Origin of the sequence: Desulfoprunum benzoelyticum, from assembly GCF_014201505.1 — a bacterium.
In the GTDB taxonomy this organism is placed as follows: Bacteria; Desulfobacterota; Desulfobulbia; order Desulfobulbales; family Desulfocapsaceae; genus Desulfoprunum; species Desulfoprunum benzoelyticum.
In genome coordinates this window covers 70,705-92,478 of sequence record NZ_JACHEO010000016.1, presented here as the reverse complement: position 1 = coordinate 92,478, position 21,774 = coordinate 70,705, and the positions used below count along the sequence as shown (strand labels likewise).

Below are 21,774 nucleotides of genomic sequence, written 5' to 3'. Positions count from 1 at the left end.
GCAGCCACAAGTGGCACCTTGCCGGTAGCGCCGCGACCTCTTTTGCCGTCTCGCTTTTTACCGCCCCAATACGCATCGTCGATGAGGAGCAGTCCTTTCAAGGACTTGCAATCATCTCGGTTTTTCATGACCTGCTGCAGCTTGTGTTTCATTCGTAAGGCGGTATTGGCGGAGATCCCGACGGTCCTGGCCAGATTGAGCGAAGAGATGCCATCTTTTGCCTGTGTGACCAGATAAATGCCCATAAGCCAGAGCCTCAGTGGGAGTTTGGTGCTGGCAAAGATGGTCCCCTGAATCAGAGAGGTCTGGGCATGACACTTATAGCATTGGTAGACTTTGCGGTCACGAATCTCGCAATATCCCGGATGGCCGCACTTCGGGCATTGAAAACCCCGGGGCCAGCGCATTCTGAACAAGGCCTCCCGGCATTGTTTTTCAGTGCCATATTGCGAGAGAAATGCGGTCAAGCTTAACCCTTTTTGGAACTGAATTTTGTTTTTTGCCATGGCATTCTCCTCTTGTGGTTGTTCTTAGGGAGTATTTTACCATGGTCGGTAGGACAGATAGCGTCCTACCACTGATAAATCTGTCGAGGCTGAACTTCAGTGGTAATCAGATTCCAATAAGCAGGTTGAAAAGGTGTTCTTTGTTCTTCAGTTGGTTGAAACCATGGACTTTGTACCAACGAAATTCTTTAAAAAGCTGGAGTCGACTGACGACCTCTGGGAGGTAAGGGTTCAGCTTGGTAACAATATTTTCAGGTTCCTTGGTTTTTTTGATGGTTATGAATTAATTATTTTAAATCATGCCTTTACAAAGAAAGCGCAAAAAACTCCGAGCAACGAGATCAAGATAGCTGAACAGAGAAAGAAAGACTATTTCTCAAGGAGATGACCTCATGAGTGATTTGAAAAAATATATTGCAAAACGGAAGCAACAAGACCCGGATTTTTGGAAAGAGTATGATGAAAGATTTGAAACATTCAAACTTGGTGTTCTGTTGAAACAAGCCAGGAAAGAAGCCGGGATTACACAAGAACAAATTGCTCGTGAGCTGAAAACTACCAAGTCTGTTATTTCCAGAATGGAAAATCACGCGACGGATATCCGCCTCTCTACACTTGAGAAATTTGCCAAAGCACTTGGCAGGCGTATAGAAGTTTCTTTGGTTTAATCTTCCATTATTTTTTTCTCTTCAAATCCTCCGGCCACAAAGGAGGATTTTTTTTGGTATTTTCTGACAGCGGCTGAGCGAGGGGCGGAATGCCGCCGCTGCAGCCGGGCCAGGAGCGGATCGCGGTTGTTGTCGGGCTGGTTGAGGAGGATGACGAAGGGGTCGAGATCAGCGCCGCGGCGGAAGTAGCCGGCGTAGCAGTGGACCCCGGCAAGGGAGCCGGTCTTCAGCGGGACGCCGTCCTTCGCTCTCAGCAGGTGGCTGTACGGCTTGAAGCTGTGGAGCACTGCAAGCATCGCCGCCGGGGTGATGCGGGTGCGGCGCGACAGGCCCGAGCCCTCGACCATCGTGATGGCCCGGCGGTGCCGGGGCCAGGTCGTGGCGATGTGGGCCCGCAGCGCCTGCCGGCCCTTGTCCCAGGTCGCCGGCCAGCCGAGACTGACGGCGCCGCAGGTCAGGAACAGCTGATTGGCGATGAAGTTGCTGGAGTAGTGGAGGCAGGCCCGGACCAGGTCGGCGACCGTCTGCGGCGAGGTGTGGAAGTGGAGGGGCTGGAGTCCGGAGGGAACCGCGGCGGCGATGATCCGGCCGCCGACCCTGATCCCCTGGCGTTCGAGCATGACCTGGAACAGCTCGCCGGTGTAGCGCAGGGTCGGGGAGAGGGCGGCGCCATCGATAAAGGCGTCGGGGTTGACCCGGTGGGTGCCCGGCCCCAGCTGCCGGCCGATCTCCGTCATCAGCGGCAGCAGCGGGGTCTCTTCTTCGCCGGGCAGGATCCGGCCGTCGGCCCCTACCGTGATCGCCACCGCGTTGTAGTTGACCGCCAGGGCGCCGTTGGCGGTGTCGTAGGGGTTGGCCGAACCTTCGGCGCCGTCGGCCTTGCCGCTCAGGGCGAAGGCGCTCGCGTCGAGGGCGATATCGCCGACCTCCTCCAGCCCCAGGCGGGCGAGATCGGCGGCGATCGCGGCGACGGTGGCGCTGGTCAGCCCCGGATCGCCGGAGCCGCGGATATAGAGGGTGCGGTCCTTGACGAAGAAGGTCGTGGTGAAGCGGTAGTCCGGGCCGAGGAGCTGCAGGGCGGCGAGGCCGGTCACCAGCTTGATCGTCGAGGCCGGGACGAAGGCGGAGTCGAGGGCGCGCGCTTCCAGCACCCGGCCTTCCCTGGTGACGGCGTAGCCGCCGTGGGAAACCAGCTCGTTTGCCCTCCCCGCCGCCGGCGCCGGGGTGAACGCCAGCAGGCAGGCGAGGACGACGACAGGCAGGGGCAGGGAGTGGCTGGCCACGGACATGGGGGCAGGGGAGGCCCTCCCGCCGTCTGCGGCGGGAGGGCGGGAAGGTTCAGATCTTGGGCAGGTTGGCCAATGATCTGGCGAGGGCCTCTTCCGGATAGTCGAAGTTCTGCAGCTCACCGGCATAGAACTTGTCGTACGAGGCCATGTCGATCAGGCCGTGGCCGGAGAAGTTGAAGAGGATGGTCTTCGGCTCGTTGAGATCGCGGGTCGCCTCGATGATCGCGGCGCGGATCGCGTGGCAGGTCTCCGGTGCCGGGATGATGCCCTCGGTCCTGGCGAACAGGACGCCGGCCTCGAAGCATTCGAGCTGGTGGACGCTCATCGGTTCGATGATATTCTCGCGCACCAGCGCCGAGACGATCGGCGACATCCCGTGGTAGCGCAGGCCGCCGGCGTGGATCCCGGGGGGGATGAAGTCGTGGCCGAGGGTGTACATGTAGAGCAGCGGCGTGGTCTTGGCGACGTCGCCGAAGTCGTAGGCCAGTTTGCCCATCGTCAGCGACGGGCAGGAGGCCGGCTCGACGCCGATGAAGCGGATCTTTTTGCCCTCGAGGTAGTCGGGGATGTACGGGGTGGCGATGCCGGCGAAGTTGGAGCCGCCGCCGCAGCAGCCGATGATGATGTCGGGGTAGTCGCCGGCGAGCTCCATCTGCTTCTTGGCCTCGAGGCCGATGATCGACTGGTGGAGGATCGTGTGGTTGAGGACCGAACCGAGGGCGTATTTGGTGTCGTCGCGGGCGAAGGCGTCCTCCAGGGCCTCGGAGATGGCGATGCCGAGCGAGCCCGGGGTGTCCGGGTATTCGGCCAGGATCCGGCGGCCGACCTGGGTCTCGGTGCTCGGGCTGGGGACGATCTCGGCGCCGTAGGTGTGCATCATCGACTTGCGGTACGGTTTCTGGTCGTAGGACACCCGGACCATGTAGACCTTGCACTCGATATCGAACTTGCTGGTGGCAAACGACAGGGCGCAGCCCCACTGGCCGGCGCCGGTCTCGGTCGTCAGCCGCTTCACCCCTTCCCGCTTGTTGAAGTAGGCCTGGGGCACGGCGCTGTTGGTCTTGTGCGAGCCGACCGGCGACACGCTCTCGTTCTTGAAGTAGATTCTGGCCCTGGTGCCGAGGGCCTTTTCGAGGTTGGTGGCCCGGACCAGCGGCGTCGCCCGCCAGATCGTGTAGATCTCCCGGACCTCGTCGGGGATGTCGATATAGCGCTGGTCCGACATCTCCTGCTCCAGCAGGCCCATCGGGAAGATCGCCGACAGCTTGTCCGGGCCCATCGGCTGGCTGGTTTCGGGGTCGAGCGGCGGTTTCAGGCCACCCGGGATATCGGGGACAACGTTGTACCATTGACGGGGGATTTCATCATCGCGGAGCAAGATCTTCTTCTGCATGGAACCTCCTTCCAGTATGAGACGTTGAGGAGCGCGGCGCCTGACGGACAATGCCATTTTCTACCACAGCCGGACCGATCCGGGCAACAGCTTATGCGTTTTCGGCCGGCCGCCAGGCCGTTTTGAGGATCGTAAGGCCCAGGGCCGTCGCCGGGTCGAGGCCGAGGATGGCCTGCAGCGCCTCGACCGGCTTGATCCCGGGCCGGCCGCTGAGGCTGAGGAGGCGCAGTTCGATGGAGTCCGCCCCGGTCGGCCGCAGCGCAGTGACCAGCGGCCGGATGTCGACCGTCTGCTCCCGGCCCTTGCGAACCTTGACGACCCGGTATTCGCCGCCGGCGGCGAAGGCCTCCAGCCGCCGCCGGTCGTCGGCGGTCAGCGGCCGGGGCAGGGTCACGCTGTAGGCCGACTCGATATCGGCGGCAATGGCCCCCTGCTGCCGGGTGATGGCGGTGACGGTCAGGCCGGGCGGCAGCTTGTCGTTGAGCCGGGCCAGCGCCGTCGCCGGATCGGCCAGCGGCGCCGGCAGATCCATGATCAGGAATTCGGCGACGCTCTCGGTGCCGACCGGCAGGGCCGGGCCGAAGGAGACCTTCGGCGTCGGGTTGAAGCCCTTGGTGAAGTTGGTGGCGATCCCGGCCCGGCGCAGGGTGCGGAAGAGCAGGCGCAGGATCTCGAGATGGCCGAGATAACAGATGCGGCCGCGGCGGGAGTAGGTCACGAGGTAGCGGTGATGGGCCTCGGCGTGGGCCGGCCGGTCGCGGCGGCCTGCGGCCGGGGCGGGCGGGGCCGGCGGGGCGGGATCTTCCGGCCCGGCGGTGAAGCGGTCGCGGTCGATGACGACCGGGCGGATAATCTCGAAGTCGCAGAGGCCGCAGCCCTGGCAGTCGTGGTAGCGGCAGTCGGGGGTGTAGCTCTCCTGAAAGGCCCGCTGTCGTTCGGCCCGGAGGAAGCGGTCGTCGACGCCGCTGTGGAGGTGGCGCCAGGGCAGGATCTCGTCGTCGCCGCGCTCGCGCAGGTAGTCGTCGAGATCCAGGCCCAGCTTTTCGGCGGCCTGCTGCCAGATCGCCAGATCGAAATGATCGGACCAGCCGTCGAGCCGGGCCCCGTTCTCCCAGGCCAGGCGGATCAGGGCGGCGAGGCGGCGGTCGCCGCGGGAGAAGACCCCTTCGAGATAGCTCATCCGCGGGTCGTGCCATTTCAGGGTGCAGCCCCTGGGCAGCCATTCCCGCAGGTGGTTGATGACCGTGCGGCTTTCGTTCATGCTCATCTGCTTCTCCCACTGGAACGGGGTGTGGGGCTTGGGGACGAAGGTGCCGATGCTGACGTTGAGCTGGCGCCGCCCGCGGCCGTCGCGGTCCCCCTCTTTCTTGACCTTGCGCACCAGGTCGATGATCGCCTGGATATCGGCGTCGGTCTCGGTCGGCAGCCCGATCATGAAGTAGAATTTCATCACTTTCCACCCCAGGGCGAAGGCGTGACCGCAGGTGGCAAGGAGATCGTCCTCGGTGATGCCCTTGTTGATGACCCGCCGCAGCCGGTCGCTGCCGGCCTCGGGGGCGAGGGTGAAGCCGGTCTTGCGCACCCGCTTGATCTGGTCCATGATCGCCGGGCTGAGGGTGCCGACCCGCATCGACGGCATCGACACCGACACGCAATCGTCGGCGAACCGGTCCATCAGCCGCGGCAGGACCTGCTCGATGCAGGAATAGTCGCCGGTCGACAGCGACAGCAGCGCCAGTTCCTCGAAGCCGGAGTTGGCGATGCCGGCCTCGGCCAGCTCCATGATGACCTCCGGGGTACGCTCGCGCACCGGGCGGTAGGTCATCCCGGCCTGGCAGAAGCGGCAGCCGCGGCTGCAGCCGCGGGCGATCTCGATGCTGAGGCGGTCATGGATGATCTTGGCGTTGGGGACGATCGGGGCCAGCAGGTGATCGATGGCGTCGAGATCGGGCAGCACCCGACGACGGATCGCCGCCGGCGCCGCCGGGTTTGCCCGGATCGCGACGATGCGGCCGCGGTGATCGTATTCCGGGGTGTACAGCGAGGGGACGTAGACCCCGGCGATCGCGGCCAACCGCTGGAGCAGTTCTTTTTTGCCGGTCCGCTGCCGTTTGGCCGCGATCAGCAGCCGGGCGATGTCGACGATCGCCTCCTCGCCGTCGCCGAGGAGGATGGCGTCGAAAAAGTCGGCGACCGGCTCCGGGTTCATCGCCCCGGCCCCGCCGCCGATAATCAGCGGCTGGCTTGCGTCGCGGTCCGTCGCCGGCAGGGGGATGCCGGCCAGGTCAAGGACGGTGAGGATGTTGGTGGCGCACAGCTCGTAGGGCAGGGTGATGCCGATGAGGTCGAAAGCGGCGAGCGGGCGGGCCGATTCGAGAGTCGTCAGCGGCCGGCCCTGCCGGCGCAGCAGTTGCTCGCAGTCGAGATCGGGGCAGTAGCAGCGCTCGGCGACGATGTCGGGCTCGCGGTTGAGGATGTGGTAGAGGATCTGCAGGCCCTGGTGCGACATCCCGACCTCGTAGAGATCGGGAAAGATCAGGGCGCAGCTGAGCTCGACCGTCGCCGCCGCTTTGGTGACGGCGTTGTACTCCTCGCCGAGATAGCGGCCGGGCCGGGTGATGGTGGAAAAGCTGGTGGTGTCGATCATCGGCGAAGTCTCTGGTAGCGGTGCGGCCGGCATGGCGGCGGCGCCGCGGGGATATTAAATGTGGTTGACTTTTTTGTCAAAAGTGAGGTAAGCAAACAGATACTGAGTAAATAATCGTACAAAAAGAGCATGTTATGCTTCACAACCCAGGGTATGGACGATGAAACCGGCACTTTCTCTCACGGCGTGTATTGTTGGCCTGGTCTCACTTTTCCTCGTGTTTCCGGCGGCCTTCGCCCAGGACCAGCCCTCGGTCTCTTCGGTAACCCTGCACCGGGACGATGCGGGGCAGGAGAGGATCCGGATCAAGCTGGTCGGGACCCACGCGCCGCAGGTTTTCGCCTACCACGGCGACAATCCCCGCCTGATCTGCGATTTTCCCGGGGCCGGATACGCCGGCCTGGTCAAGCCGGTCATCAGGGGAGAGGGGACGCTGGTGCGGGGCATCCGCGTCGGCGTCCACAATCCGCCTGACAAAAAGGTGCGGGTGGTGCTCGACCTCCAGCCGGGCAGGAAATATACCTATGACCGGGAATTTAACAAAGAGGAAAACATCCTCAATATTGTTCTGCTGCCGATGGCAGGGGCCCGGAAGGCTGAGGATGCGGTTGCCGGAATCGATGCTTCCGAACCAAAACAAATAGTTATCACCGGGCCGAAGAAGGTGCGGCATTCGCCTGCGGCACGAGAGGAAATTTCGCCGGCCGGACCGCCGCCGGCTGCTGCAGCTGCCGCCCCGGCCGCCAAGCCTCAGGTGCCGCCCCAGGCAAAGCTCCCGCCGCCGCCCGCCGCCCCGGCCCAGGATTCCGTCTCCCCCGCAAAGGGCGGGGAATCGGCGGCGACGGCCCCGCTGCTGCAGGAAATTTCCTATGAGAACAGTTCGAGCAAGGGCGAGATGATCTTCTTTCGCCTCAACGGCTTCTTTCCCCCGACCGTGTCGGCAGTCGAATCGGACGCGCCGCAGATCGTCTGCGATTTTACCGGCATGGCCCTGGCGGGAGACAGCCCGCCGGTCATCGAGGCGCGTGGCGCCTATGTCCGAAGGATCGTCACCACCGTCGACCGCGATCCCCGGAAGATCAAGGTGATCCTCGAGCTGACCGCCGGCCGCGACTACGATCTCCGCCAGGTCTTTTTCAAGGACGACAACCTCTTCGTCCTGATCGTCAACGCCCTCGATGAAGAACGGGCCGCCGGGCCCGGAGATGACGGCGGCAGGTAAGGCTACGGCAGGGTCTGCAGGCTGTAGCTGGCCGGGACCGGCAGGTCGAAGTCGTGCGTCCGGCAGCGATCGCTCGCCTGCATCCGGGCGAGGTCGAGGCTGATCTCTCCCCCGAAGGCCAGCCGGCGCATCGTGATCTGCGTCGGCTGCCGGCAGCCGCCGACCTCCTCCCACCCCCCATAATTGATCTCGGCCAGGATCCGGCCCTTCCCGTCTGCAAGAATCCGGGTCAGGAGGAGGGCGCGATGAGGATCGATCAGCAGGTGGGTCGTCGTTGCCTCCCCCCCGCCGGCGGTGCGGAAGGAGATCCATGTCCCCCGCGCCTCGCCATCGGCGCGCAGGGCAAGCGATTCCTGCCGTTCCTGGTCGATCCGGCCGGTCAGCCACTCTCCCCAGGCGCCGGAAAAAAAGGCCGGGGGGATGTCGTGGAGCTCGGCGTAGACGGCGAGCAGGCCCGACATCGCCGTTCTCTGCCCGGTGTTGATGGTCGTGAAGGTTGTGCCGTCGGTGGCGGCGGCAAACAGCGGCTGGCCGAGCGGGTTGGCGGCGATGAACTTGACGTGGTCGGGCAGCCGGCACTGGATGTAGCCGCTGAGCGCTCTGGTGTCGAGGTGGTTTTTCATCGCCACCACGGCGTCGCCGTCGAAACAGGGGGGACAGGCGGCATCCCGCTGCTGCATGATCCGGAACACCTGCTCCGCCGCCCGGCCCTGGTCCGGGTGCAGGTTCTCCCGCCACGGTTTGCGGGCGCAGCCCCCGACCAGCAGGAGCAGGACGAGCAGGGGAAGGAGGAGGCGGGCGCCTTTATTGTCGGTTCTTGTTGTCGAGATCATCCAGCTTTTTTCCTGCAGCGGCTTTTTTTTCCTCATCCTCGAACAGTTCGATCGCCTTGCGATACGCTTCCTCGGCCTCGTTCGTCATCTCCAGCGCCGTATAGACATCACCGAGGTGTTCGTAGATATTGGGGTCATCGGGGGCGAGTTGCACCGCCTTCTCCAGCTCGGTCTGGGCTTCGCTCAGGCGGCCCAGCCGGTAGTAGACCCAACCGAGGCTGTCGAGGATATAGCCGTTGTCCGGTTTCAGTTCGACCGCCTTTTCGATGTACGTCAGTGCCTGGAGAAGGTTGATGTTCCTGTCGGCCCAGCTGTAGCCGATATAGTTCAGGGCCTCGGGATGATCCGGGTACAATTCCAGCACCCGCTCCATGACCGAGATGGCCTCGTCCTGCCGCCCTTTCCTGTCGAGCAGGATCGCCGACTCGAACAGCAGCTGCTCGTCGTCGGGAAAGTGGTCGATCCCGTCGCGGAGGTAGTTGAGGGCGGTGTCGATCAGCCCTTTTTCTTCGTTGAGCGAGGCGAGCAGGGCATAGAACAGCGGCCGCCGCCGGTCGCCGTCGGCCACCGCCTTGCGCAGCATCCCCACCGCCTCGTTGGACCGCCCGCTATCCCGTAGGATCCGCATGTGGAGGTAGACCGCCTCCTCGAATTCGGTATCGTCGGGACCGATCTTCTGCAGGTAGCGTATGGCGGCATCGTTGTCGTCTTCCTGAACGGCGATCAGGGCCAGGGTGTAGCGGGCCTCGGATGAGTGGTGCTGCTCGGCGACTTTGATCAGAAGCTCTTTGGCCTGGGCCGTGCGGTTGGTCCGCAGCAGGATGCGGGCGATGATCGGATCGATCCGTTCCGGCGTCCCGCTGAGGTCTCGGAGACGGGTCAGTTCGTCGATCGCCTCCTGGTTTTTCCCCATCAGCAGCAGGGTCTGGACAAGACCGAGAACCGCCCGTTCATCGGTATCATCGGTCTCGATGATCGCGTTGAGGAGCTTCAATGCCTTGTCGTAGCGTTCATGTCTGGTATAGAAATCAGCCATTTCATAGGCCAGTTCGGCTGACCAGTTGAGTTCCAGGGCCCGTTCGAATTCCTGGCCGGCGCCGGTGTAGTCGCGGATCTGGACCAGCAGCCGGGCGAGGTAGAGATGGCCGTAGAACAGCGTTTCATCGGCGCGGAGCAGATTGCGGAAAATGATCTCCGCCTCGCGGAAGCGTTTCCGTTCGGTATAGAGGATCCCGAGGCGGAGGAGGACGGTCGTGTTGTCCGGGTCGTGCCGCAGTGCCTCACGGTAGAGGCGGATCGCCTCCGCCTGGTTGTGGTCCTGGATCCTGAGATGGGCCAGAAGGAGGTAGAGGCTGCTGTCCTGCGGTCGTTCCTTGATCGCCTGCTCCAGCCATTCCGCCGCCTTGGCGTTTTCCCCCTGTTTGATCAGCACCAGCGGGATCTTCTTCTGCGCATAGTCGGCATCGGGGTCGCAGATGACGGCCTTGTCATAGGCCTCGAGGGCTTCGTCGAACCGCTGGAAGTATTCGGCATGGCTGCCCCACAGGAAATAGAAGTAGGAACAGCCGAGGTCGGCCTTCTCCTCCGTCTTGACTGCGGCCGCTGCCGGCGGGGGCGACGGTGGCGGTGACGGCGGCGGCGGGGGTGGGGCGGCACAGGCACCGAGAAGCAGGATGGACGCCAGCAGGAGTATCGGGTGGATGCGGTTCATCGGTTCAGTTCGCGGCGGAAGGTGGCGGCAGCAGCGGCAGGACCAGGGCCAGGATGGTGTCCCGGACCGTGTCGATCGGTTGGGCGGCGTTTATGCGCCGGATATAGGGCAGATCGAGCGCGGCGAAAATCCGGGCCACCCGGGTCAGGCCTTCGACCTTCTCGAAATCGTTCAGATGTTCTCCCCGGCTGGCGGTGATCCGTTCGATCCCGAGGGCGATCGGGGCCTCGAAGAGGATGGCGAGATCCGGGACCGGGGCGAAGCGGTTTCGGGCGAGAATGGTGTCGACGTCCATGCCGTTTGCCCCCTGATAGGCGGCGGTGGAGAGATAATAGCGGTCGCAGAGGATGATGCGGCCGGCGTCCAGGGCCGGCTGCAGCACCGTGTCGACATGGTCGCGGCGATCGGCGATGAACAGTTGCAGCTCCTCCTCCCGCGAACATCCTTCCCGGTTGGCGTAGAGACCTCGGATCCTGCGGCCGTACGGCCCATCGGTCGGTTCCCGGGTGGCAACGACCGGGTAGCCCCGCTGCCGGAGAACATCGGCGACCAGTCGGAGCTGGGTCGACTTGCCGGTCCCGTCTATGCCTTCGAAGACGATCAGCCGGCCCCTGGCGGGCGGGGAGGTGGTCCGGTTCATGGTCGGTGGTCGAAACGTTTTCTGTTGGCGCTGATGACGGCGGCGAGGTTGACGGCGGCGGCGAGGCTGGAAGCGTCGGCACGGCCTCTGCCGGCGATATCGTAGGCGGTGCCGTGATCGACGGAGGTGCGGACGATGGGCAGTCCGAGAGTGACGTTGACCCCGTCGCTGAAGTGGAGCAGTTTGAACGGGATCAAGCCCTGATCGTGGTACATGCAGACCACGGCATCGTAGGCTCCGGCGGCGGCCTTGAAGAACACGGTATCGGGCGGAAACGGGCCCTCGACCGCGATGCCTTCTCCCCGCGCCTGCTGGACGGCCGGTTCGATGATGGTGCCTTCCTCGCTGCCGAACAGGCCGTTCTCGCCGGCATGGGGGTTCAGTCCGGCGACGGCGAGATGCGGCTGCGCCATGGCGAAGTCACGCCGCAGCGAGCCATGGGTCATCCTGATGAGCCGCAGGACCGCCTCGGTCGTCAGCCGGGCCGGGACCTCGCCGAGCGGGCAGTGAATGGTGACGAGGGTGACCCGCAGGCGGGATCCAACCATCATCATCGCCACCTCCGCGGCCCCGGTCAGGGCGGCGAGCATCTCGGTGTGGCCGGGGTAGGGATAGCCTGCCGCCTGCAGCGCCGCCTTGGAGATCGGGCAGGTGGCGATCGCGTCCAGGATCCCGTCCCGGGCCAGCCCCACCCCCTCTTTTATGTAGTGCGCCATCGCCGTCGCGGTGGCGGGGGTCGGGCTGCCCCACGGCAGATCCCGGGGCAGGCGGGACAATTCGATGACCGGCAGGGCCGCGGTCGGCAACGGAGTCCCCGGCAGCCACGGGCTGAGGGCGACGCTCAGCGACAGCTCGGCCGCACACCTGGTCAGGACGCCGAGATCACCGAGGATGACCGGAGTGAAAGGGGGGGTGGAGTCTGTCCGCAGGGCGTGGCGGAGGATGATCTCGGGACCGATGCCCACCGGACAGCCCATTGTGATACCGATAATCGACATAGGCAACAATGTAATCGTAAATGCGGATTAGTCAAAGGCTTCGCCGCGTTGCCGGCAAAAAAGGGGGCAGGCGGGTCACCAGCCGCAATCGGGGAGGTCGAAGGCGTTGGGGATATGATCGATCCGCCACTGGCCGGCAGCATCGAGCAGCACGGCGACGACATCGAAGCGGGCCGGGATGTCGTGCAGCCGGTGGGCGGCGAGGTACATCTGTGCCACCCTGGCGATCTGGCGCCTTTTCTGGGCCGTGATCGCCTCGCCGGGGGAAAAGCGGCCTCCGGCCATACGGCTCTTGACCTCGATGAAGACGATGCAGTCGCCGTCTCTGGCGACGATATCGATTTCACCGCGCCGCTGCCGATAATTGCGGGCGAGAATCCGGTAACCGAGACCGAGGAGATGTGATGCGGCCAGATCCTCGCCTTTTTTGCCGAAGGCGATACGTTTATCGGACAAATTCCCGGACTCCTTTGAAGGTCCGACGATGTTCGGGGCAGGGCCCATAGCGGGCGATCGCCGTGCGATGCTCTTTTGTCGGGTAGCCTTTGTGGCGTGAAAAGCCGTAAACCGGGAATTGGCGATGCAACTCGTCCATGATCGCGTCCCGCCGCACCTTGGCGACGATGGAGGCGGCGGCGATCGAGGCGCTTCTCGCGTCGCCTTTGACCAGGGCCTCCTGCGGGACGGCGGCGGGGAACGTGAACCTGCCGTCGACGAGGATGAATTCGGGGGCAGGGTGGTGCCGTCGCCCCAGGTCCTCGTACGCCAGCCGCATCGCCTCCAGGGAAGCCCTGAGGATGTTGATGGCGTCGATGGCGGACGCGGAGACGATGCCGACGCCGATGTGGGCGCCGATGGCGGTCAGTTGCCGGCAGAGTTCGGCGCGGCGGGCAGGGGAGAGGGTTTTGGAATCGCGAAAGATCGTGTAGTCGCAAGCGGCGGGGAGAATCACGCAGGAGGCGACGACCGGACCGGCCAGAGGGCCGCGCCCGGCTTCGTCCGCCCCGGCGATCCGGCTGTAGCCTTGGGCCAGCAGCAGCCGTTCGTGGTGGAAGCTATCCCTGGCGCCGCTGCCATCCTCTGCACCGGCAGGGCCGGAGCCGTGCCCGGTCAGCATGCCTGGCGCCCGGCGACATCGGTGACGGCGGAGAATCGCTGACTCGATGTCGCCGGCAACAACCCGGCAAGGCTACTTGGTGAGACCACGCTCACGGATACGTGCGGCCTTGCCTCGTCTGCTGCGCAGGTAGTAGAGACGTGACCGGCGCACCCGGCCCTGGGTGATGCGCTCGATTTTTTCGAGACGCGGATTGTGCAGGGCGAAGGTTTTTTCGACCCCGACGCCGTGCGACATCTTGCGGACGGTGAAGGTGGCATCCATGGTGCCCCGGCTGCGCTTCAGGACGATACCCTGGAAGATCTGGATCCGCTCCTTGTTGCCTTCAACGATGCGAATATGGACTGCGACGGTATCTCCGGGGCGGAACTCCGGAACGTCCTGGCGCATCTGCTCCTCATTGATTCGTTCAAGTATTGTGCTCATATCGTATTCTATTGGGTTGAGATATATGGTTGGATCTGTGATCCTCTTCGTTGTTTCCTTCAGTTCACTGTCCGAGCAGGCGATCGAGAATGATCGCCACTGCCGAACGAACCGAAAGGTGATTGTAGGCCGTCCTGCCTTTCAGCGGCGGCAGGACCGCATCCGTCGTTGCCATGATCTCCGGGGCCAGTCCATGGGCGGTGCCGAAGATCAGCAGCAGCGGTCGGCCTGCAGCCATCATCTGCCCGAGATCGGCAAAGGCGATGATCCTGTCCTGTGCCTGGGCGCTGGTGCCGACGACAAGCGGCCGCCGACCGTAGGCCGCGGTCAGCTCGTCGATGGCCTCCTGCAGCCCGTCGACGACCCTGACAATCTCCAGGGCCTCCTTGCGCGCCGGGTTGTAGGTCGCCCCGTACCCTTCACGCCAGTGACTCATGATGTCCCCGACAAAGTCCCGCTGGTCGCCGTAGGGGGTCGTGATGTAGTACCTGTGAACCCCGTATGTCCGCGCTGCCCTGGCTATATCATGGACATCGAGATTTGTCACGGCTGAACCGATGACCTCGCCTCTTTTGTTCAGCACCGGGTAGTGGACAAGGGCGATGCTGACGGGGAACGGCGTTTCAGCAATCATCCGGTCGGCCCCGCCTTCACGGCCGCTATCGCCTCGAGGAGGCCATGTTTCTGCAACAGCCGGCTTTCCTGAGGGGTGAATTCTTCCTGGATCAGCAGATCCGGCCGGCGGGCGAGGGTTCTCCGCACCGCCTCGATGAACCGGTACCCCTCGATCTCGGCATGGTTCCCGTTCGTCAGCACCTCGGGCACATCCACCCCGCGAAAATTACGGGGGCGGGTGTACTGCGGGTGTTTCAGCAACCTGCGGCTGAAGGTGTCTCTCTCGGCGCTGTCCGGACAGCCAAGCACGCCCGGCAGCAGCCGGCTCACCGAATCGATCACGACCATCGCCGCCAGTTCGCCCCCGGTGAGGATGTAATCGCCGATGGAGAGCTCATCTTCGCAGAAGGCGGCGCGGAAGCGCTCGTCCACCCCTTCGTAGCGGCCGCAGACGAGGATCAGGCTGCTTTCGGTCGCCAATTCGCGGGCGATCTCCTGCGAATACCGGCGTCCCTGGGGCGTCAACAGGATGACCCGGCCCGTATTGCCTGCGGCGCGAACCTTTTCCACCGCCGCCGTCAGGGGCTCGGGCTTCATCACCATGCCCTCGCCGCCGCCGAAAGGCCGGTCGTCGGTGGTGGCGTGCCGGTCATCGGCAAAATCCCGGATGTCGGTCAGTTGTATCCGGATCTTCCCTTCCTGCCTCGCCTTCCTGAGGATCCCTTCCTCGAGCGGCGAGACGAACAGAGAAGGAAAGATCGTCAGGACGTCAAACAGCATATTCGGGGCCGCGGGTCACTCGACACTCGACCGGTTGATTTCGAGCAGTCCCGGTGGCGGATCGATGACGATGGCATCCTCGCCGATGGCGACGACGATATCGCCGACAATCGGGATCAGGCGTTCCTCATCGCCATCGCTGACGACCATGATATCCTGGGCGCCGTTGGAAAAGAGCTCGGTGACGGTCCCGAGATTCCTGCCGTTCGTGCAGACCACCATCCGTCCCTCGATCTCCCGCCAGTAGAATTCGTCGTCGTCGAGGGGCGGCAGATCGTGACGTGGGACGAGGACGGCCCGGCCAACGCAGGCCTCGGCCTGGCGTCGGTCGTTTATGCCCTTGAGCCGGACGATCGCCGTGCCTCCCTGGACCCGCATTCCGCTGAGCGGGAAGAGTTCCGGTCCCGGCCCGGTTGGCCCCAGCAGCGCCAGACGCGCGTAGCCCCGGATATTTTCAGGTTGACCCGAATAGGGACGCATCTTCAATTCGCCGTGGAGCCCGTGGACCCTGGTGATTTCACCGATCAGGACATAGTCCTTGCCGGCATACCCGCGCTGTGCGATCATCTGCTCAAGCCCGGCTCACTCGACGATTTCCAGCCTCGACCGCCTGTTTTCCTTGGCCGCCAGTGCGGCCAGCAGCGAACGCATCGCCCGTGCCGTCCGCCCCTGTTTGCCGATCACCTTGCCGAGGTCATCGGGCGCGACCGTCAGTTCGATGATGACGGTGTCATTGTCATCGCTCCGCTTCACGTGCACGGCGTCGGCATTATCGACCAGTGATCTGGCAATGTGGGCGAGAAGGTCTTCCATGAGTGCTATTCGCTGACTGCGGCCTTGCTGATCAGGCTCTTGACGGTCGTCGTCGGCTGGGCGCCCTTGCCGAGCCACTCCTGGAGCTTGCCCTGATCGATGGTGATCGCGGCCGGATCCTTCAGCGGGTCATAGGTGCCGACGATGTCGAGGAATTTGCCGTCACGCTTGCTTTCACTGTCGGCGACGATGATGCGATAGTATGCCTTTTTCTTCCTGCCAAGTCGGGTTAAACGAATACGAACTGCCATTCCAGGTTATTCCTCCGGTATGTTGAAGGGGCTTATCCCCATGTCGTGATCCTGGACGAAAAAGTCCAGGTCAGGAATTATCTTCTGAGTCCTTTTGGTAACTTGCGCCGCTTCATGCCGGTCAGAGCACCCGGTTTGCCGCGCATCTTCTTCATCATCTTCAGCATTTCCGAGTAGCTTTTGAGCACCCGGTTGACATCGGCGAGGGCGGTGCCGGAACCTCTGGCGATCCTTTCCCGCCGGCTGGTGTTGATGATCTTGTAATTTCTTCGTTCCGCGATCGTCATCGAGCGGATGATCGCCTCGGTCTTGAACAGTTCCTTTTCGTTCGGGCGCGGCGCATCCTTGAGCTGCCGCAGCTTGTTGATGCCCGGCACCATGTCGAGAATCTGTTCCAGCGACCCCATCTTTTTGATCTGCTGGATCTGATCGAGAAAATCCTCCAGCGAAAACTCGCTCTTCTGCAGTTTCTTGGCGAGCTTGTCGGCCTCTTTCTTGTCGACGACCGCCTCGGCCTTTTCGATCAGGGTCAGGACGTCACCCATGCCGAGGATCCGTGAGGCGGTACGGTCGGGGTGGAAGACCTCGAGGGCGTCGAGTCCCTCGCCCATACCGACGAATTTGATCGGTTTGCCGGTGACGCTCTTGATCGACAGGGCGGCGCCGCCGCGGGCGTCACCTTCCATCTTGGTCAGAACGACGCCGGTGATCGCCAGGTCGTGGTTGAACTTCTCGGCGACGGTAACGGCGTCCTGGCCGGTCATCGCATCGGCGACGAACAGGATCTCGGAGAGCTGGACCGCCTCCTGGATATCCTTCAGCTCGCTCATCAGCGATTCGTCGATGTGCAGCCGGCCGGCGGTGTCGATGATGACCGTGTCGTAATTCTTCTCGGCGGCGGCGACCATCGCCTGACGGCAGATGTCGACCGGTCTGGTATCGGTGGTCGACGGATGGACCGGTACGCCCAGCTTGTCGCCGAGGACCTGCAGCTGTTCGATGGCGGCCGGACGGTAGATGTCGGCCGGGACCAGATACGGCCGCCGCCCTTTGTTCTTGAGCATCGCCGCCAGTTTTCCAGAGGTCGTGGTCTTGCCTGAGCCCTGGAGACCGGCCATCATGATGGTGACCGGCTGGCGGCCGTCGAGACGGAGCTGTTCGGTGTTGCCGCCGAGCAGAGCGACCAGTTCCTCGTGGACGATCTTGATGACCTGCTGTCCCGGCGAGAGGCTCTTGGCGACCTCACGGCCGATCGCCTTTTCGGTGACACCGGCAACAAAATCCCGGGCCACCTTGAAGTGGACATCCGCCTCGAGAAGGGCCATGCGCACTTCGCGCATCGCCTCCTGGATATTGTCTTCAGTCAGGGTGCCGTGGCCGCGGAGCCGGCGAAAGACACCCTCGAGCCTGTCTGTCAGGTTTTCAAACATAGCGGTTGTTTCTGTTCCGTATCGAAGCGGCAGGACGAGCGGTACGCAGCGCACACCGGGGTCGTCCGGATTTCATGACAGCAGAAGCATTGCCCGTCGCACCGACAGCGGCAGGGACGATTGGTGGGGGCAATTATTCTAAAAGATCAAAAGAGAAGAAAAATACTGTGTATGCCGGAAGATGTCAAGGAGGTAACGATTGGCGGCGGAAAAAGTCGAGGTCCGGGCCGGGAACGGCCGGTCAGCCGGCGGAGGATGCGGGGCCAACGGGCTGCCGCGGTTTGAAGCCGTGGCGCAGCAGGTACACCAGGCCGGCGGGCCAGAACAGCAGGATGATGACCAGCCAGAAATACTTTGTCCGCGAATTGTCGAAGGTTCGCTGGAAAATATCGCGAAAGACCAGGAAAAGAAAGATGATATTGACGATCAGGCCGACCGAGCAGGCCGGCAGCAGGATCGACAGGCGCTGGTATTGCGGTTGGAGCAGGAAGAAAACGACCAGGCCGATCTCGAAGATGATTGCCGCAATCGCATACAGCTTCTCAAAAAAATTCATTGGTCCCGATGAGGTTGGAGGTGAACTCGCCGGCATCGCCGGGGGCAGCCCCGGCATTCGATGATCCTGTCGATTGCAGGCTGCGGACCATCCCGCTGGGCGAAGGTTGAAAGACTTACCTCATTTGTCCGTTCAGGTCAACCGTGCCGATATTGGTCGCCCGTTGTCCTTGTCGTCCGCCGATTGATGCATATTTTTAATGGAAACCGTTCCTATATGCCAAATATTCCTAAAGACGATATATGAATACGACGAACCAGCAACGCATCGAAGAACACCGGATCCTGTCCGAACCATTCTACCTGGCCCAGGGCAACGAGGTCGAACTTGCCCTGGCCGCTGCCAGGGAACAACTGCCGCTCCTGCTCAAGGGGCCGACCGGTTGCGGCAAGACCCGGTTCATGCGCTACATCGCCTGGCGGCTGGGGCGGCCGCTGATCACCGTTTCCTGTCATGACGATCTTTCGACCTCGGACCTCATCGGTCGCTACCTCGTGAAGGGGATGGAGGCGATGTGGCTCGACGGGCCGCTGACCCTGGCGGTCCGGCATGGGGCGATCTGCTATCTCGACGAGATCGTCGAGGCCCGCAAGGATACGACGGTCGTGATCCATCCCCTGGCCGATGACCGGCGCGAATTGCCGGTGGAAAAGCTCGGCATGATCTATGCGGCCCCGCCCGAATTCATGCTGGCGGTCTCCTACAATCCCGGATACCAGAGTGTTCTGAAAGATCTCAAGCCCTCGACGCGGCAGCGTTTCGTCTCGCTGTCCTTCACCTACCCGCAGCCCGCTCTTGAAAGCCGCATCGTCATGACCGAAGGGCAGATAGAGGAAACCCTTGCCGCTCGCCTGGTGCGCCTGGCCGGGATGACCAGGAGCCTGAAGGAATCGGGCCTGGCCGAAGGGGCCTCGACCCGCCTGCTGATCCAGGCCGCCCAGCTGCTGCGCCAGGGGCTTGACATCCGCAGTGCCTGCCGGGCCGGAATCATCGACAGCCTGACCGATGATCCGGAGTTGCTGGAGGCGATGGAAGAGATGGTGCAGTCGATTTTCTAAAGGTGGTGGCGATGGATCTCGACGCTCAGAAGCAGGCCTTCTACGAGTTGGTGTCTCCCTCCCGTCCCAATGACTGGGAGGTCGAGGAGGTTATGGAACTGCTCGCCGGGATTCCCGCCGATTACCGCCGGGCCCTTCTCGCCCACGTGCCGACGATCTGGCCGATAAGCCACAGTCTCTGCTTTTCCTTCCTGGGCGAGGGGGTGAAAGGCGCGTCCCGCTGCCCTCCCGAACTGCTGTCGGAATGGGTGCGGCAGATCCTTTCCCGCTACGAGGAGTCCGGGCTGCGGGCCGCCCGCGACTTCATGGGCGATATCGACACCAATTTTCTTCAGCCGCTGCACGGCAATGCCGGGGTCGCCGTCGATGCGATCAGGGGGGCGATGGTGCCGTATCTGCGCGGTGTTTCCGGCCTCGCCCTCGATCTGGCGGCGGATGGACAGGGCCGGTTGTGGACCGATACGCGGACGATCTTCGTCCCGGGGCGGCAGCGGCTGTTTGCAGAGCGGGTCGACAATCTGCTGTTCCTGCGGTTCACCGTCATCCTCCAGTGGGGGTACATTGCCGGCGGCAGTTTTCGTCGCCAACCTGATGGCCGGGACTTTGCCGCCCTGGCGGCACGGTATGGGACCGGGGCCGGGGAAGGAGCGATCGACGCCTACCTTTCCTGTTTTCCAGACCCGGCTCGGGCCGGACAACTCCTGCTGTTGTTTGAACTGCCCCGCGTTTTCGATCTCATCCGCCGTGAGCTGCCGGGCCTGGTCCGGGCGGTGCAGCCGCTCTGCCAGCGCCTGCTGGCGGAGGATCAGGGACGGTGCGGGCGGAGGGGGGATCAGGTCCACGATCTGCTCCGGTCGATCCTGCTGCCGCCCGATCCGCCGCCCCCGGTCGGGGACCACCGTTTGCAAGGCGATGGAGAAAGCGGGGCGCTGTCCCGGTTTCCTGATTTTTACGATCGCCTGGCCGACGGCAGGGCCGGTGCCGACCACGTGCTGACCCTGCTGGTGGGAGAGCCCGATTTCATCGCGGCCCGCAAGCGGATCGAACAGACAAGGGCGGAGGACAGGGAACAGTTCATCTCCCGGCTGGCGGGGGTGCTGGAACAGACCCGAGCTCAGGGGCCGGCCGGGGAGAAAGGGCCGGGCGGGGCTGGCCGGGCGGACAGCATCGTCCTGACCGCTCAGGGCGGTGACCGGCACGGAGAGCAGGAAGAGGCGCCGGGACTGTCGCTGCTGGCCGAGATCGAACTGCCGCCCGATCTCGCGGCGGTGAGGCAGCGGATAGAGGCCGACCTCGGCGAGGTGCCCGCCAGCTATATCCAGGCCGCGGCCGGGATGGCGGGTCAGGGAAGGAACCTCGCCTCCGGCCCCGAGACGGACGGCCAGATAGTGCCGCCCGCCGCCTCTTTCGTCTATGACGAGTGGGATTACCGCCGGGCCGGCTATCGCAAGGACTGGTGCGTGCTCGTGGAGAAGGAACTGCCGGCGGTCATGACCGATTTTGTGCCGCTGACCCTGCACAAATACCGGGGCCTGAAGACTCGGGTACGGCGGCAGTTCGAGATGCTGCGGACCGCCCATCGCTTCGTGAAGCGAAGACGGTACGGCGACGACATCGATTTCGACGCGATGGTCGACGCCCTCGGCGACCGGCAGGCCGGTTTCGCTCCCTCCGATCGCCTGTTCATCCGGCTGGTGCGTGACCATCGTGATATCGCGGCGCTGTTTCTCGTCGACATGTCGAATTCGACGGAAGGCTGGGTCGGGCGGATGATCAAGGAGGCCCTGGTCCTGCTCTGTGAAGTCATGGAGGTGTCCGGCGATCGCTACGGCATCTACGGTTTTTCCGGAATGCGGCGGTCGCGCTGTGAACTGTTCCATGTCAAGCATCTGCATGAGGTCTATGGCGAGGAGGTTCGACAGCGCATCGGCGCTATCGGCCCCCGGGAATATACCCGGATGGGGCCGCCCATCCGCCATCTCACCCGGATGCTCCAGGGAACCGATGCCCGTCTCCGCCTGCTGATCACCTTGTCCGACGGCAAGCCGGAGGACTATGACGGCTATGTCGATGTCTATGCCATCGAGGACACCCGCAAGGCCCTGGTCGAGGCGAGGGGCGCCGGCATTCACTCCTTCTGCATCACCGTCGATCAGACGGCTCAGGACTACCTGGCCCACATGTACGGTCGCGGCAATTATATCTTTGTCAACAAGATCGAGAATCTGCCGCGGAGAATGACGGAGTTTTACCGGTTGCTGACCAGTTGAGAGGCGGTCGAGATCGGGTAATGAACCATCAATCAAGGCGTGGAGGTGGAAAGTGGAAGCTGCAGTGATCGTGGGGTGCGGCAGGTGCGGGACGAAGAACAGGATTCCGGAGAAGCGGCAGCATGAAGGACCGCGGTGCGGCAAATGCGGGGAGATCATCGATCTGGCGGCCCAGGTCGTCCCGGTCGAACTCGGCGACCAGGACCTCCAGTACTTTCTGGCCGGAAGCCGGCTGCCGGTGCTGGTGGATTTCTACTCTCCCGACTGCGGACCGTGCCGGGCACTGGCGCCGGTCATCGAGACGATGGCCCGCAGATTTTTCAGAAAAGTTGTCGTCGCCAAGATCAACACCCGCCGGCATCCGAACAGCGCCGCGCGCTACGGGATCCGGGGGGTGCCGACGCTGTTGTTTTTCCGGGACGGCAAGGTGCTCGACCAGGTCGTCGGCGCCCCTCCGGAGCCGCTGCTGGCCGAAAAGCTCGGCAGACTGGCTGCCGGAGTCCAGTCGGGACGGTAGGGCCTGCGGTGCTGAGGCGGCGCCGTGCTTTTTG

Annotated in this window: 23 protein-coding genes and 1 pseudogene; 6 read left to right on the top strand and 18 right to left on the bottom strand. The window is 63.4% G+C overall.

Features of this window, described 5'->3' with window-relative positions; translation table 11 throughout:
* On the bottom strand, window positions 1-506 hold a 506-nt coding region (locus HNQ81_RS13040; RefSeq protein ID WP_183351741.1), incomplete at its 3' end, for an IS1595 family transposase.
* A gap of 130 nt (window positions 507-636) precedes the next feature.
* Between HNQ81_RS13040 and HNQ81_RS13035 the strand changes: the two are divergent.
* Window positions 637-894, top strand: a pseudogene (locus HNQ81_RS13035) (type II toxin-antitoxin system RelE/ParE family toxin); the annotation flags it as partial.
* Window positions 895-898: 4 nt separating this feature from the next.
* On the top strand, window positions 899-1,174 hold the full coding sequence (locus HNQ81_RS13030; protein ID WP_183351740.1) for a helix-turn-helix domain-containing protein: 276 nt from the start codon (window positions 899-901) through the stop codon (window positions 1,172-1,174).
* On the opposite strand, the gene HNQ81_RS13025 is transcribed toward HNQ81_RS13030, so the two are convergent.
* The 3 genes from HNQ81_RS13025 to HNQ81_RS13015 form a co-directional block, all read right to left on the bottom strand.
* Window positions 1,171-2,463: a D-alanyl-D-alanine carboxypeptidase/D-alanyl-D-alanine-endopeptidase gene (locus HNQ81_RS13025; protein WP_183351739.1), complete on the bottom strand. Its 1,293-nt coding sequence runs from the start codon at window positions 2,461-2,463 to the stop codon at window positions 1,171-1,173. The genes HNQ81_RS13030 and HNQ81_RS13025 overlap by 4 nt on opposite strands.
* 49 nt (window positions 2,464-2,512) lie before the next feature.
* On the bottom strand, window positions 2,513-3,856 hold the full coding sequence (locus HNQ81_RS13020; protein ID WP_183351738.1) for a TrpB-like pyridoxal phosphate-dependent enzyme: 1,344 nt from the start codon (window positions 3,854-3,856) through the stop codon (window positions 2,513-2,515).
* A 91-nt stretch (window positions 3,857-3,947) separates the two neighbouring features.
* Window positions 3,948-6,503 (bottom strand): TIGR03960 family B12-binding radical SAM protein, encoded by a 2,556-nt coding sequence (locus HNQ81_RS13015; protein WP_183351737.1) that lies wholly within the window; start codon window positions 6,501-6,503, stop codon window positions 3,948-3,950.
* A gap of 160 nt (window positions 6,504-6,663) precedes the next feature.
* Between HNQ81_RS13015 and HNQ81_RS13010 the strand changes: the two genes are divergently transcribed.
* A complete protein-coding gene (locus tag HNQ81_RS13010) occupies window positions 6,664-7,725 on the top strand; it encodes an AMIN domain-containing protein (protein ID WP_183351736.1) in 1,062 nt (353 codons plus the stop codon).
* A 2-nt stretch (window positions 7,726-7,727) separates the two neighbouring features.
* Here HNQ81_RS13010 and HNQ81_RS13005 read toward each other — a convergent pair whose 3' ends face one another.
* From HNQ81_RS13005 to HNQ81_RS12940, 14 genes are all read right to left on the bottom strand, one after another.
* Entirely contained in the window at window positions 7,728-8,558 is an 831-nt protein-coding gene (locus HNQ81_RS13005) for a hypothetical protein (RefSeq protein WP_183351735.1), read from the bottom strand.
* Entirely contained in the window at window positions 8,530-10,269 is a 1,740-nt protein-coding gene (locus HNQ81_RS13000) for a tetratricopeptide repeat protein (protein ID WP_183351734.1), read from the bottom strand. Before HNQ81_RS13000 ends, HNQ81_RS13005 begins: the two co-directional genes overlap by 29 nt.
* Before the next feature lie 4 nt (window positions 10,270-10,273).
* Window positions 10,274-10,909 carry a dTMP kinase gene (gene tmk / locus HNQ81_RS12995; protein WP_183351733.1) on the bottom strand — a complete coding sequence of 212 codons (636 nt, stop codon included), beginning with the start codon at window positions 10,907-10,909 and terminating at the stop codon, window positions 10,274-10,276.
* Window positions 10,906-11,886 carry a 4-hydroxythreonine-4-phosphate dehydrogenase PdxA gene (gene pdxA, locus HNQ81_RS12990; protein ID WP_240191697.1) on the bottom strand — a complete coding sequence of 327 codons (981 nt, stop codon included), beginning with the start codon at window positions 11,884-11,886 and terminating at the stop codon, window positions 10,906-10,908. Before pdxA ends, tmk begins: the two co-directional genes overlap by 4 nt.
* Before the next feature lie 96 nt (window positions 11,887-11,982).
* Window positions 11,983-12,363 (bottom strand): YraN family protein, encoded by a 381-nt coding sequence (locus HNQ81_RS12985; RefSeq protein WP_205240215.1) that lies wholly within the window; start codon window positions 12,361-12,363, stop codon window positions 11,983-11,985.
* The gene (gene rnhB / locus HNQ81_RS12980; protein WP_183351730.1) at window positions 12,353-13,024 is read right to left on the bottom strand and encodes a ribonuclease HII; all 672 of its coding nucleotides are present in this window, start codon (window positions 13,022-13,024) and stop codon (window positions 12,353-12,355) included. Before rnhB ends, HNQ81_RS12985 begins: the two co-directional genes overlap by 11 nt.
* A gap of 72 nt (window positions 13,025-13,096) precedes the next feature.
* Window positions 13,097-13,450: a 50S ribosomal protein L19 gene (gene rplS / locus HNQ81_RS12975; RefSeq protein ID WP_183351729.1), complete on the bottom strand. Its 354-nt coding sequence runs from the start codon at window positions 13,448-13,450 to the stop codon at window positions 13,097-13,099.
* 64 nt (window positions 13,451-13,514) lie between these two features.
* Window positions 13,515-14,084: an RNA methyltransferase gene (locus HNQ81_RS12970; protein ID WP_183351728.1), complete on the bottom strand. Its 570-nt coding sequence runs from the start codon at window positions 14,082-14,084 to the stop codon at window positions 13,515-13,517.
* Window positions 14,081-14,845 carry a tRNA (guanosine(37)-N1)-methyltransferase TrmD gene (gene trmD, locus HNQ81_RS12965; protein WP_183351727.1) on the bottom strand — a complete coding sequence of 255 codons (765 nt, stop codon included), beginning with the start codon at window positions 14,843-14,845 and terminating at the stop codon, window positions 14,081-14,083. Before trmD ends, HNQ81_RS12970 begins: the two co-directional genes overlap by 4 nt.
* 15 nt (window positions 14,846-14,860) lie before the next feature.
* A complete protein-coding gene (gene rimM, locus HNQ81_RS12960; RefSeq protein WP_183351726.1) occupies window positions 14,861-15,412 on the bottom strand; it encodes a ribosome maturation factor RimM in 552 nt (183 codons plus the stop codon).
* Between the two features lie 15 nt (window positions 15,413-15,427).
* Complete coding sequence (locus HNQ81_RS12955) at window positions 15,428-15,658, bottom strand: KH domain-containing protein (protein ID WP_183351725.1); 231 nt, start codon at window positions 15,656-15,658, stop codon at window positions 15,428-15,430.
* 5 nt (window positions 15,659-15,663) lie between these two features.
* Window positions 15,664-15,909: a 30S ribosomal protein S16 gene (gene rpsP, locus HNQ81_RS12950; RefSeq protein ID WP_183351724.1), complete on the bottom strand. Its 246-nt coding sequence runs from the start codon at window positions 15,907-15,909 to the stop codon at window positions 15,664-15,666.
* A 77-nt stretch (window positions 15,910-15,986) separates the two neighbouring features.
* Window positions 15,987-17,339, bottom strand: coding sequence for a signal recognition particle protein (ffh, locus tag HNQ81_RS12945; protein WP_183351723.1), 1,353 nt, complete (start codon window positions 17,337-17,339; stop codon window positions 15,987-15,989).
* Window positions 17,340-17,580: 241 nt separating this feature from the next.
* The gene (locus HNQ81_RS12940) at window positions 17,581-17,895 is read right to left on the bottom strand and encodes a hypothetical protein (protein WP_183351722.1); all 315 of its coding nucleotides are present in this window, start codon (window positions 17,893-17,895) and stop codon (window positions 17,581-17,583) included.
* A 242-nt stretch (window positions 17,896-18,137) separates the two neighbouring features.
* Here HNQ81_RS12940 and HNQ81_RS12935 point away from each other — a divergent pair, with 242 nt between their 5' ends.
* From HNQ81_RS12935 to HNQ81_RS17375, 3 genes are read left to right on the top strand one after another with little or no spacing between them, the layout of a single operon-like run.
* On the top strand, window positions 18,138-18,953 hold the full coding sequence (locus HNQ81_RS12935; protein ID WP_183351721.1) for a CbbQ/NirQ/NorQ/GpvN family protein: 816 nt from the start codon (window positions 18,138-18,140) through the stop codon (window positions 18,951-18,953).
* A gap of 11 nt (window positions 18,954-18,964) precedes the next feature.
* On the top strand, window positions 18,965-21,223 hold the full coding sequence (locus HNQ81_RS12930; RefSeq protein WP_183351720.1) for a nitric oxide reductase activation protein NorD: 2,259 nt from the start codon (window positions 18,965-18,967) through the stop codon (window positions 21,221-21,223).
* Between the two features lie 52 nt (window positions 21,224-21,275).
* Window positions 21,276-21,740, top strand: coding sequence for a thioredoxin domain-containing protein (locus tag HNQ81_RS17375; RefSeq protein ID WP_183351719.1), 465 nt, complete (start codon window positions 21,276-21,278; stop codon window positions 21,738-21,740).
* Window positions 21,741-21,774: the final 34 nt, after the last annotated feature.